The sequence below is a fragment of the Blautia pseudococcoides genome (genome assembly GCF_001689125.2).
In the GTDB taxonomy this organism is placed as follows: domain Bacteria; phylum Bacillota; class Clostridia; order Lachnospirales; family Lachnospiraceae; genus Blautia; species Blautia pseudococcoides.
This window is the reverse complement of the sequence record NZ_CP015405.2, coordinates 4,774,779-4,788,121: the sequence shown is the minus strand read 5'-3', so window position 1 is coordinate 4,788,121 and position 13,343 is coordinate 4,774,779. Positions and strand designations below refer to the sequence as shown.

12 protein-coding genes are annotated in these 13,343 nt (G+C 29.6%); all 12 read right to left on the bottom strand.

What is annotated here, in order from left to right:
* Positions 1–39: 39 nt before the first annotated feature.
* Positions 40–2,127 carry a radical SAM/SPASM domain-containing protein gene (locus A4V09_RS22545; protein ID WP_162291126.1) on the bottom strand — a complete coding sequence of 696 codons (2,088 nt, stop codon included), beginning with the start codon at positions 2,125–2,127 and terminating at the stop codon, positions 40–42.
* Between the two features lie 97 nt (positions 2,128–2,224).
* Positions 2,225–3,958 carry a B12-binding domain-containing radical SAM protein gene (locus A4V09_RS22540; protein ID WP_065544303.1) on the bottom strand — a complete coding sequence of 578 codons (1,734 nt, stop codon included), beginning with the start codon at positions 3,956–3,958 and terminating at the stop codon, positions 2,225–2,227.
* Between the two features lie 341 nt (positions 3,959–4,299).
* On the bottom strand, positions 4,300–4,554 hold the full coding sequence (locus A4V09_RS22535) for an acyl carrier protein (RefSeq protein WP_065544302.1): 255 nt from the start codon (positions 4,552–4,554) through the stop codon (positions 4,300–4,302).
* Between the two features lie 50 nt (positions 4,555–4,604).
* Positions 4,605–5,528, bottom strand: a complete 924-nt coding sequence (locus tag A4V09_RS22530; RefSeq protein ID WP_162291125.1) for a radical SAM protein — start codon at positions 5,526–5,528, stop codon at positions 4,605–4,607.
* Positions 5,529–5,579: 51 nt separating this feature from the next.
* Positions 5,580–6,992: a glycosyltransferase gene (locus A4V09_RS22525; RefSeq protein WP_065544300.1), complete on the bottom strand. Its 1,413-nt coding sequence runs from the start codon at positions 6,990–6,992 to the stop codon at positions 5,580–5,582.
* A 2-nt stretch (positions 6,993–6,994) separates the two neighbouring features.
* The gene (locus A4V09_RS22520; RefSeq protein WP_065544299.1) at positions 6,995–7,936 is read right to left on the bottom strand and encodes a 3-oxoacyl-[acyl-carrier-protein] synthase III C-terminal domain-containing protein; all 942 of its coding nucleotides are present in this window, start codon (positions 7,934–7,936) and stop codon (positions 6,995–6,997) included.
* A 17-nt stretch (positions 7,937–7,953) separates the two neighbouring features.
* Complete coding sequence (aroB, locus tag A4V09_RS22515) at positions 7,954–9,030, bottom strand: 3-dehydroquinate synthase (protein WP_065544298.1); 1,077 nt, start codon at positions 9,028–9,030, stop codon at positions 7,954–7,956.
* Complete coding sequence (locus tag A4V09_RS22510; protein ID WP_065544297.1) at positions 9,017–9,673, bottom strand: HAD family hydrolase; 657 nt, start codon at positions 9,671–9,673, stop codon at positions 9,017–9,019. The genes aroB and A4V09_RS22510 overlap by 14 nt, the downstream gene beginning before the upstream one ends.
* Positions 9,674–9,686: 13 nt before the next feature.
* A complete protein-coding gene (locus A4V09_RS22505; protein ID WP_065544296.1) occupies positions 9,687–10,901 on the bottom strand; it encodes a DegT/DnrJ/EryC1/StrS family aminotransferase in 1,215 nt (404 codons plus the stop codon).
* Positions 10,901–11,347, bottom strand: coding sequence for a type II 3-dehydroquinate dehydratase (locus tag A4V09_RS22500; protein WP_065544295.1), 447 nt, complete (start codon positions 11,345–11,347; stop codon positions 10,901–10,903). The genes A4V09_RS22505 and A4V09_RS22500 overlap by 1 nt, the downstream gene beginning before the upstream one ends.
* 12 nt (positions 11,348–11,359) lie before the next feature.
* Positions 11,360–12,274, bottom strand: coding sequence for an ROK family protein (locus tag A4V09_RS22495; protein ID WP_065544294.1), 915 nt, complete (start codon positions 12,272–12,274; stop codon positions 11,360–11,362).
* Positions 12,267–13,337 (bottom strand): Gfo/Idh/MocA family protein, encoded by a 1,071-nt coding sequence (locus A4V09_RS22490; protein ID WP_065544293.1) that lies wholly within the window; start codon positions 13,335–13,337, stop codon positions 12,267–12,269. The genes A4V09_RS22495 and A4V09_RS22490 overlap by 8 nt, the downstream gene beginning before the upstream one ends.
* Between the last annotated feature and the right edge of the window lie 6 nt (positions 13,338–13,343).

Sequence of the window (13,343 nt, the reverse complement as noted above, 5' to 3'; positions counted from 1 at the left end):
AAAATAAATATAATTTTTTGCTAATTTAGGGTTGACTTTTCATAGCTGGTCTCCTTTGATCAAATTGCATGTTGGATCCTCTTCATTATAATCATCCTTATACTTCAATGCTACGGCTGGGCATCCCCCATGGCAAAAACGCCATTCATTGCAATCAGAACATGATCCCTTTCTTCTTAGATTCTTTTCTCTCTTTTCTATAACATTTCGCATTTTATCCCATCTAAGTAATATTTCCGGAAATGAATTGGATCTAATATTACCAACACAAAACCTATCGCTCGCCATCATTGCCGTACAACCTGTCACATCTCCTGTTGATGATATTACAATCGAATTACTATATGCCATACAACCTAAGAATGGATCAAATTCGATGTTTAAGCTAACATTACTTTTTGTAGCTTTCTTTCTTTTTCCCAATATTAAAGGAGCAATATAACCAGGCATAACAATAGTAATCTCAAAAAATCTGTCATTCTGGGAAGCTGTAATCCATTCATTTACATCTTCATAAATTGAAAGGAAAGAATTTAATTCCAAATTATCATATAGTAGTTTTTCATCTTTTTGTATGTCTAGTAGTCTTAAAATATTTATAAATTTAAAACCTTGAATATACGCAAAGTCTAATAGTTTCTTTATTTCAAAATTATTCTCTTTCATAGCCACGAAATTTAGTCCAAGGTTTTTATAACCCACTGACTGTATAAATTTAACACCTTCCATAGCCCTCTCAAATGCTACACGACTCCCCCTAATTTTATTATGCAATTCTTCATTGGTAGAATCTAAAGAAATATATATCCGATTCACTTTTCTGAGAACTTCTAAAAACAGTGACGATTTCTTTAAAATCATTGTTCCATTAGTAACTAAAAATATTTCGGTTCCTTTATACTTCTTTATTTCAGAAACGATTTCATCTAACTGATCATGCATTAAAGGCTCTCCGCCACTAATATCATACTTCATTACACCATTTTCATATAGTTTACCAATAAGACTCTTATATTCTCTTAAAGACAATTCTCTGTTTCGTATAGATACATCATGATGAGATCCGGAATAACACATTTTACAGTTTAAATTACATAATATTGTAGGGTATAGATATGCTTTATTTGGAAGTTTAATCTTGTTTGGTATATAGTTTTGAAATAATTTATCGTTTTCTGTTTCAATTACAATTATATCATTAAGATATTCTATTGCTTTTAACAAATGCTTTCCTTCATATGCTATTGTATAACGCATTATACCTATTCCCACACTTTTCCATAAAGCTAGTAATTGATTATAATTTCTAATAGTATCTCTATATAAAGGCCAAGTATCCAAAAAATTATTAGCATATTTTTTTAGTAACTCGATCATAATAATAGGGCCACCAAAGGATACTATATTTCTATATATTTCTAGTAATACGTCATTGTCCTTCCTTTTTAAATTAGCAAAATCTAGCAGCATCCCCTGTAACACATCTAATGATTTAGTCCCGGAAAAATAGTTATAAAGGATACTTCCTACTATCGCTCTATGTTTCTGGTTTCCTTGGTAGGAATGCATATCATAGCGCACAATATCATCTACTTTTTTACATGTTTCATCCAAGGCATATTCGGGTTCTATTTCCCACAAAATAATACTTTCGTGGTTTATTTTCACATTTTCAAAATTCATTGAAGAGACAAATAATTTATAGTCAAGCTCTCCTTTATAATTTTTTATATTATTACCCGGTATACAATTATCAATTACCCATACCTTACTCTCTCTTTCGATCCCATAAATTATAAGATAATGTGCATGGTGACTCCGAATATTCTTAGGCCAATAGTTTAAATAAAAAGCATCAACGTTAATCATAATTGGAACATTATGTTCAATTCTATTTTCAATATAGCAAATAGCTTTCCCTACGTCCTTGAATATATTACGTTTCAAAGAAATTGTACGTTTTCTAAGTTCATTTATTAATTCTGTATAACTTACATCGGGATCAAAGCACATCAAGGTAGGATATTTTTTTTCATGGCGATCAACCCATTCCCCGAAATGATAATTATGGCCTATATTGGCATAAATATTCTCTTCAAACAATTTTCTGTCATAGTACTTAGCCATACTGGTCAAATTGCTTAAGAAGCAATTTTTCCCACTATATGTAATTAATTTATTTGATGACTCAATTAGCAATTTACTATCCTCTCCGTTATTGATATTAACCAATGTCAATGAGCCTATTAATACCATCACACAATTCAGGTGTTTGCTCAAAATATTTCTTTTCATATAAAAACACGATATTTTCAAATTGGCTCTTGATATTGCTCATATCAGAATTATTTGATAAAAGATTTTTTTTCATGCATAAAAGTAATTCATATATTAGACTATCCAAATTCCGTCTCCATCCCTTTATACTGTGTACCAAGCTAAAAAATTCCTCTTTATTGTTCTTATCATCTTTATCATATTTAAGATATCTTTCACTTACATATTCCGGGAAAAAATCCTCGATTAACCAAGTCAGCTTATTTATCTGAAGGATTACCCCCTCCCAGACCGCATCAACACATTTATCCTCTATACTATATTCCTTTGATATTAACTCTTTACATAGTGCTTTAATTTCACATTGATTTTGTATTCTTTGAGAAATAATACTCTCATTAACTTCTGGAATGAATCCTTCCAATTTCAAATTCTCTTCAGCCTTACTTCCTCTAAACAGAACCATTTTATTAAACATATTCATTGGGATATTATCCTCAAATATTTTCGTTTCTATAATAAAATCAATTGTCTCTATTAAATCTTTTCTATTAGTTTTAGGACTTACCATTATCATCGCTGGCTCTAACAAAAATCCCATTTTCTTCACTTCATTTATTGCATCCTTATTTTTTTGTACTGAAATGCCTTTTTTCCACAAATTCAGTAATCTTTGCGATCCACTTTCTATTCCTAACAAAACATCTTTTAACCCGGCTTTTTTCAAAAGCATTAGCATATCATGTTCAATAGAATCTGCTCTTATCTCTGCATGAAAGCTTATTTTTATATTGTTTTCGATAATCTTTTTTGAAAACGTTTCGAGGCGTACCTTTGCATCGTCACCATAGCCTATAAAATTAACATCGCAAAAGTATAAATACTCTACCCCAAATTCTTTTACTAAATATTCAACTTCATAAAACAAGGATTCTCCGCTCCTACAACGCCATTTTACATTTTCAAGGCAACTTGACTGAGGTGCAGTACAATATATGCAGTTTCCTTTGCAACCTCTACTTGAATAAATAGAAGCTGTTCGTGTATTAAATCCTTTGTTTTTCAGAAAATAGAGACTATCTCTTGCCGCAAAAGGTAAACTAGATAAATCTTCAATACATTTTTTCTTCCTGTTATAAATAATATTATTGTGATCAATATATGCTAGCCCTTCTATGCTTTTCCAATTCTTTTTTTCCTCTATACTTTTTACCAGATTGAGTATTGTATATTCTCCTTCCCCCCTTATCACAGAATCTATTCTTAAATTCGTTTTAAGTAAATAATCATACATACAAGAAGCACACGGTCCTCCTATCGAAATATGACCCTCATACCCTCTATTTCTTAATTCGTAAATTATACTCAGTGTATTGAATAACTGTAGCTCATAAATTATACTAAATCCCACCAATAAAGGTTGAGCAAGCATTATTTGATCAATAATTTCCCTATTGGACCTACTTTCAATATTACTATTAATAATTTGTACAGAATAATTATTCTCTCGTAAAAATGCTGCTAAACATGCTATACCTAAATTCTCCCGATATCGATTAATATACGCACTAAACATTGGATTTAAACTTAAGTTTTTAATATCTTCTTTAACTCTTGTTTCCCGATATATATTTCTGTCACTTATATTAATTTCCATAGCTGCAACTAAAATTACATCCACTTCTAATCTCCTTTTACTACAATACGTTTATGGTTAATGCTCCTTACAACCAGGAACAAGACCTTAAGCATTCATTTCGTTCCTTAATTTATGAATTAATAAACAGTTCCTTATTCACAGCATTCGTTTTATGCAGGTTGATCTGTCTTTTGTACGTTTTTGAGTAGCCAACATTGTAAATCACCATCATGATCTTGGACATTCCAATTAGTGGCAGAGACATAATATGTCCATATGGATTACTTGAATCAATAAATTCCTGTAAATCTATCATAAATATTTTTCAACCTGCATAAAATTTCCAATAATGATTAATTTAGTCTTATCTTTTTATTTGCATGCTATAATTTTGTAATAATATTTACTAAATAATTAATACTTTGGAGAGATTCCACATTGAGTTCTTCATCTGGTATCTCGATATCAAACTCTTGCTCTAACCGTAACATAAACTCTAAAGCATCTACAGAATTCATCATTAAATCTGTAATTAGATTTGTATCTCCACTAAGTTGAATGTCCGTACACTCCTGGGAATATTCCTCTTTTAACATTTCATATATTTTATTAAATACTTCCTCTTTTGATTTAGTCATACTAATCCTCCTTCATATTTTAATGACATAATATTTACTACTATAAAAATTTAGATTTTATTAAATTCAGCATATTCTTTAAAAAAAATATCCGATTTTGATTTAATACACTTAGTACATTCTAAGGGCTTTTCTTTAGCAATTAGAATTTTTTTTATTCTATCATATAAACTATCTAGATCATCCTCAATAATATTACCTATTGGTTCTGAATCTCCGAAATATTCACATGAGCACTTCAGAAAATTTCCCTCAGTATCTATTGTATCCATATACTTCAGTGTAAGACACCAAACTGGCAAATTGAAATTAACAGAAATGTGATGTTTTTTATTACAAATTAATTCATCAAAGCTCTCTAAATTCCCCGCCCTATTCCATATTGGTTTTTTTCCAGCGAATGCAATTCCCAGATTGCCCCAAAACTCTTTCATTTCATTTTCAGTTGAACTAACTTCATTTGACTCATTGCATAAAACTTGTAATAAAACATTTTGATTACTATTCTGTTTTAACCAATTCTTTATATCGCACAGATTTTTAAAAGTTACATCAAAATCAAGTTTCATTATTTTTTTATACTCATCTGGCTTTATTGCATGAACACTTACATTGATTGTACTCAATCCAGATTCCACTAACCTTTTTGCCCTCTGTAAAGATAATAATTGTCCATTTGTAATTATTGAAGTAGAAAACCTATTTTTTCGACAAATCTGTATATAATTTTCTAACTCATCATTTAATAACGGCTCTCCTCCACCAGCAAAAATTATTCTGGGTTTAGCTTTGTCATCATAATATGTGGTATATTTTTCAATAATATTTTCAAAACGATCTATTGTCATTCTAGAAACGCTATTAATTCTTCTAGTAGTTGGACAATGAAAACATTTTGCATTACAAAAATTACAAACTTCTATTTCTACTTCGTGACACTCATGTTCTATATTGAATAAATCTTTAAATGCCATATAATTTTTCATGATATTTTAAATTTAAAATATCATATCCTTTCTTCAGTCTTACTTTGTTTCATTAACTTGTTCAATGTAGTGCAAAATTTTATTGCCTGTATTACACTCTTCAAAATCAAATGTAGCTTCGTCAAATTCAATTTCTAATTTGTTTTCTAAAAGAACAAGCATTTTTATAAATGATATCGAATTTACTCCATATTCATCTAAACGTTTATCAAAGTCTATTTCTAAATTTTCTTCAAATTCAAACGCTTCTCTCATACAGATCTCTACTAATGCTTTTTTATTCATAATAATATCTGTTCCCCTTTCTTCCAAAAAATTGCAATAAAATTTTTTCATCTCTAAAATTTCATTATCAAAACAAATACTCTTACTCCATTTAATACTATTTTCTCTATATCTGGAATAGCGTTCATCATCACTTAATATACTGTCTATTGCAGCAGCCATAGCTTCAATATTTTTATAAGGAACTACAAGGCCATTATAATCATCATGCAACCATTCACGCTCTCCACCAATTCCTTCAAATGCAACTATCGGAATACCATTTAACATTGCCTCATACCCAGGATAACCAAAACCTTCTGCATATACTGAAGGAAACACTAATAATCGAGCTTTAGTAAATATCTCTCGATATTCTTCATACGGCTTATGACCTAGAAACTCTATTTTTTTCTCTATGCCATTTTCAATTGCAAACTTGACAAGTGAAGCAACATATCTTTTGTCTCCAGTCCCTTCAATAAGTAGTTTCCAATTATTATTTTTAAGCTTTAGTAGACTCTTAAGAAGGAATTCCGTTCCCTTATGGTAAACAATTCTTCCTGCAAACAGTATAATATTATCTGTAGGAGGTTCACTATATTTTTGTGGTGGCCTCATTATTGGTGGCATTTTAAAAATTTTTTTCTCAGAAATACCCATTTTTATTAAGTATTCTTTATTAGCTTCCGACAACACTACAAATTGGGGGACTTTTTTTAATAATTCCAATTTTGTTTTGTATGAGCAGCAATCATTTTTATTAATACATTTGTTTTTCAAACAAACATTTTCAACAAAAGAAATATCGTGCTTGTGCTTGTAAATATCGTCATATTTGCAATATGCATTATCAAAATGTTGCTTAGCACAAAATGGTCCCCAGTCAAATATTGAACGTACAGTGTTATAATTATTAATACAATACTCAAAATAATCGTTGTTAATATCTGAATGAATGTGAATAATATCCGGGTTATATTCACTTATATAATTATAGAAATTATCTTTTTCTAAAATATCAATATGAAGAACATTTAGTTTTGGATCTAAATAATATGGAGTTATTTCCAATGCTAAATACCTATTTTCTATGCCATATTTTTTCAAGTGATCATCTAATTTTGTAAGAATTTGATAAAGCCCTCCATGTGGCCCAATATAATCAACTATATGTAATATTTTCATAACTACACCCTTTCAGTAAATTGTAGTAATATACTATTGCAATTTACACTAGAAAAGATTTCCCCTATTGCAAATAAAACAATTATATCACCATCTTTGAGTACCTTTTGCTTTAGTAAAACTTCTAAATTAAGTATTAAATCTACATCTCCAACATGACCAAACTTTTTTACATTTTCCCAACAAAAAACGGTATTAGTTAAGCCGTATAATAAAATGAACATTATTTCATATATTTCTATATTTAAATTCTGATGAATCATATATGAAATACTTTCTTTGGATAAGCCATTAGCTTTAAGCAAATTGTCTATGAGTTTTATGCAATATTTCATCATATTCAAGTTTTTATTAAATCCAATACGGCCTATATAGGGTCTAGTTTTCAATTGAAAATCTAAAATTTGCAATTTAGCATTATCCCCTTTTATCTCCATTATAGCTGCTCCATCACTGATAATTGAATGAGGTTTATAGCGTTCACTTATCCCATGCATCATATTAGCAGACATAATTAATGCCCTCTCGTTACTCTCTAGCAATTTATATGCTAACGCAATAGCACATGCACAGCTTCCACATTGCTGATTGATTTCTATTATTGAAGCATTAAATAATTTATATTTATTCTGTATTTCATTAGGTATTCTTTTTTCATCTGTTGTATTTATTGACTCAGAATTTGTATAAATAATATATTTTATACTCTCCAAGTTTGGCGAAATTTTTCTAATATACTTTTCAACCAAAGAATCAAAAACATCAACTAGCTGATATTTTTCACCTATTTTAATTTTGTTAAAACCCGATTTCCCAGCAAAATACGATTTTATCTCTTCTAAATTTTTGTTTTTTTTATTTTCTTTGGCATATAAGTCAAAGAAATCCCCTACCTCCATTTCTTCTTCTGGCAACCATGTTGCGATAAAATTTATACCTGTCATTTTCTCCACCCTCTCAATTAAATTTTCTTTCTAAAAATTTCTATAACATCACTATCAATTTTTAATTCCTGATATAGAATTTCTTGCGTATCTTTCACTAACACAAATAAAGGATCTTCTCTCACTTTCTTCTTATCATATTGTATCTTATTAATAATCTTATCCCACTCCAAAGTTTCGATAATAGTTGGTAACCCAATTTTATTTAGCAATGATTTAATAAAATAATATTTTTGTTTAGGAAAATTTTGAAGCATAACAGATAATTTCAATGCAGCAATTAATCCCATTGAAACACTCTCACCATGTGAAAATTCATAATTGTACGCACTTTCTATGGCATGTCCTATTGTATGTCCAAGATTTAAGCTTTTACGGATAGTACTATCATATTGATCTTGCATAATCACTTGTAATTTTATAGTGCAATTTTTATAGATAAAGGGCATCAGAAAATTCTTTTCTCCCAAAAGTATCTTTTTATAATTTAAATCTATAAAATTTAATAGCTCTTGATCTCTTATAATAGCGTGTATTATAGCTTCTACCATTGCATTTTTTTTGTTTTGAATATCTAAACTATTAAGTACTGATACATTTATGTAGATCAATGCCGGTTGATGAATTGTTCCTATTATATTTTTATTGTCTTCAAAATTAATCGCATTTTTTCCTCCTATTGAACTATCAATTTGGGCTAACAATGTAGTAGGTATCTGGATTAATTTAAGACCTCTATGATATGTTGCTGCTACAAATCCGCTAATGTCACCTATTACTCCACCACCTAGAGCTATTACTAAATCTTCTCTATTTGCTCCTATTTTTAATAATGCCTTGTATAATTTATTGACTGTTGAAAAATTTTTACTTTTTTCTCCCGGCTTTATTATAAGAGGATATATCTTTTGTCTAGATATATTTATTGCTTTAATAAGTGATTCCAAATATAATTCTCCAACTGCTGTATCCGTAATAATTATAACTTTTGTCTCATCACTGTAGAAATCAAAAGCGCTTGTTATATTCAAGAAATTATCATCAATAATTACAGTTTGATTAATATCATTTAGTTTTATTTCAATTTTCTCCATAATTACCTTTCATTTTACTAATCAATATTTCTTCTAATTCCTTTATTGAATTGACCAATATATCTGCGCCTGCCTCTAATAATTTAGATTCCGTAGATTCTCCCCATGTAACACCAATGCTATACATCTTCGCTTTTTTTGCCGCAATTATATCATTTATTCCATCTCCAACCATCAAACATTCTGACGAGTTTACACCCCATAACTCCATACATTTATAGATACTTTCTGGATTCGGTTTAGGATACATTACATCATCTGAACAAACAACAAATGAAAAAAAATGTTTAATATTAAAATGTTCTAAAATTTGCAAGGTTCTTTCTCTATCTTTCCCTGTACATATAGCAATCCTATATTTTTCATAAACCAAATTCTCTAGCATACTATAAACATTATTGTATAACTCAATCATAGAATAATTATCTGCACTTATTCTTTTATACACTGGTATCATTTCTAGAGGTAAATTTAATATTTTAAATATATTTTCCAAACTATTACCACTATTATCAAAAAATTGTTTATATGGAATTTCGCCTTTTCCTACAATCATTTCATAAGCGGATTTTAATGCATTTTTTTGTAAATTATGAGAATCTATAAGTACCCCATCAAAATCAAAAATAATATTTTTAAACAAAATGATTACCCTCTTACTTATTAACATATTTCTGTATTTTTTTTATTGCAGATGCGATTTCAAACATATCCTCTTCATCACCGAGTAACGTATAATGGGGTATCCATACAACACTATTTGCTACATCATACGCATTTACCAAGATATTTTTATCACTATCTATATATTTAGGTATTTTCCCATAAAAACTATTATTTTTAAAAAATCTGGTTTCCGATAGAACTGGGAAGCAACAGAATGCTGGCACTCCTTCAGCCTTCAATAGTTCAATAAATACATCTCTTTCTAAGTTGCCAAAATACCTAGGATCGTACTCAAACATGTACATATAATATGGCATATTCGTAGCATAATCCAAAACAGTTTGTGGTTTAATTCCTTGTACATCTTCAAGAAATCTATTCAATTTTTTAGCGTTCTGCACTCTTTTATCATTAAATAACTGCAGCCTTGATAGTTGACCTAATAAGATTGCTCCTTGAAATTCATTCATCCTATAGTTTGATCCTAAAACACTATGTTCATAAACTATATCTCCTAATGGTCTGCCAACTCCATGAATAAGAAATGCTTTATCTAATATTTCTTTACTATTAGTAACAATGGCTCCGCCTTCACCGCATGTAATTAATTTTCCATTTTGAAAACTAAATGTTCCGATATCCCCTAAAGATCCTAAAGATTTTTCTTTATATTTTCCTCCATGTCCATGTGCCGCATCTTCAATTACATAAATATTATGTCGCTTAGCTATATCACATATTTTATCCATATCACAAGGGTGTCCTGCCATGTGAACAGGAATAACAGCCTTTGTACGCTTTGTTATTGCCTTTTCAAATGCATCAGCATCCATACAATATGTATCTCTATGGACATCCACTAAAACTGGTTTAGCATTACAATATATAACTGCCGTGGCAGTCGATATAAATGTTATTGCTGGAACAATAACTTCATCGCCTTTTCCTATACCAAGTGTCGTCAAAGCTAGCTCTAACGCATGTGTTCCGTTAGTTACACCTAAACAATATTTTGTATCATGCATTTGTGCAAATTTTTTTTCAAATGTTTTCACTTTATTACCGGTCATTCTCCACCAATTTCCAGTATCTAATACCTCTTCAATCTCATTACGCTCATTTTCATCAAAGTATGGCCACCTAGGAAATGGTTTTCCTTTAGCTTTCTCTCCACCATAATAGGCTAAATTATTTTGATACTTCATTATGAATTCTTCCTCCCTTCTAAATATAAAATGCTTGCATGAAACGCCATATCATATGTAAAATCTTTAAATCCAACGACAACACCTATCGCATGTTTTGAAAAAATGCTTTTTGCATGCCATCCTCCCCTTTGATAGATATTCGACATATGTACTTCTATAAAAGGTATTTGATAAATATTAATCGCTTCTAAAATAGAATATCCATTAATTGTCAGACTAGCTGGATTAATTATTATTACATCTACCTCTTGGCCATGTTTATGTATATATTCGACAATATCCCCTTCATAATTTGACTGATACGATGTTATATCAATTCCCTGACTTCTACCTAAATTTTTAATTCTTTCTTCAATATCTCCCCATGGTATTCTTCCATAATAATTTTCTTCTCTTCTTTCCAACAGTTCCATATTAGGACCATTTATTATTAATATATTCATATTCTTTTTCCTCTACTCTTTCAAACATAAAGCACCAAATACACCCGCATTTTCATTACATTTTGATTCAATAATATTAACTGATCGTTTAAAAATTTTAAGTTGCTCATTTACTATCTCTTGTATTTTAGGAATATATTCTATAATAAATTGCACCATTCCCCCACCTAAAACAATATGAGAAATATCAAACAACATAACTAAATTATATATGCAATTTGATAATATATTTATAAATCTGAATAATAATTTAGATTCTATATTTCCATTCATTTTCACTTTATTCATCAAAGACTGGATATCTGCCGCTTTTTTATTTGATTCTCTAAAATAATCGTTTAGTAGAGCTTTTCCAGATATAATCGATTGATAACACCCACGCTGGCCACAACTGCACAAAGAATCACCTAGTCCAGAAATAACATGTCCAATTTCACCAGCTTTTCCAAAATCACCTACATAAAGACTTTTATTAATTATAATTCCAGCACCCAATCCTGTTCCTATAGACAAATAAATCATACTGTTTAACTTTCCTCTATATCCATAATAAAATTCACCTAGGGCTCCACAATTTGCATCATCCTCCATAAGCACCTCTGTGCCATATTTTTTCTTTAGTTTTTCTTTAATATTACAGCCCTCCCATTTTGGATTATTGGACCAATAGATTATTTCACCAGTTTTTCTGTCAAAATTTGCTGCTATAGACAATCCTATTCTATTTATTGCCAGTTTTTCTTTTTCTAAAATCATATCAATAAATGTAAATAATTCATCTTCTATTTCTTCGAATAAATTATCTCTAATACTTATTTTCTTTTTTACTATTTTGTATTGCGTATGATCATTAAGAGTATTAGTTTTTTTAATTCCAACCCTAATATATGTTCCCCCAATTTCTATTCCCAATATCGTATTAATCATATACAACACTCCCTATTGATTTATATATCATTTCAATCGTTTTAATAGTAAATAAAGCATCATTTGGATATACTTTATTATATCTATTCTCTTTTATCGCTTTAACAAAATAACTTGTCTGATTTTTAAATGCATTCATGGCTTCATTACGCTTTCTATCAAATATAATTCTTCTTATTTCAGACTCACTATCTATTTCTAACATGTCATATTGTCTACTGTAATTGTTACTAAAACCAAATATCGTGTTCAGCCTAATATGCCCCAAATCATAATATAGGTCAAATATAGTACAATCTTCCATAATATCGCTATCCCAGCTCAATTCCAGTTCGGCATAAATCCTTTTTAAATAAGAAATTTTAAATTTGATATATGTCTCAACATCAAAATCAAACCCCTGCTTTACATCATAATCACACCATTTAGCTCCCTTTTTTCCATGAGATTGTCTAACACAATCTACATTTATTAATTCTATTTCAGGGTTTTTCATAAATCTTCCCACAATGTCTAACACATGTGACCCAAGATCTACCAAAACACCTCCACCTGCCATTTTTTTATTCGTAATCCATGTTCCAGGCCTTGGTATTCCGTCCCTTCGAAGCCATTTTGCTTTAATACAATTAAGTTTTCCTAAGTTAAACTGTTCAACTACATTTGACAATTCAATGATATCATTTCTATACCTATTTACGAATCCAGATATCAACAGTTTATTCCTATCTCTTGCTAACTTTACGGTACTTAAATAAGTTCTACTATTCAATGCGATTGGTTTTTCACACAATACATGTTTATTATACTTTAATGCCATATTACAATAATATGAATGTGTAATATTAGGTGTACATATTATAACTGCATCAATCTCTGATTCTAATAATTCATAAATATTATTATATATTTTAGATATCATATTTCTTCCAGCTACTTCTTTCGCTTTTTGATGATTATCATCATAAATACCATAAACTATAGCATCTGGTATTTCTTGTACGGTTGTAATATGAGCCTTTTCTGCTATCCAGCCACAACCTATAATTCCTATCTTTATCATATTTCA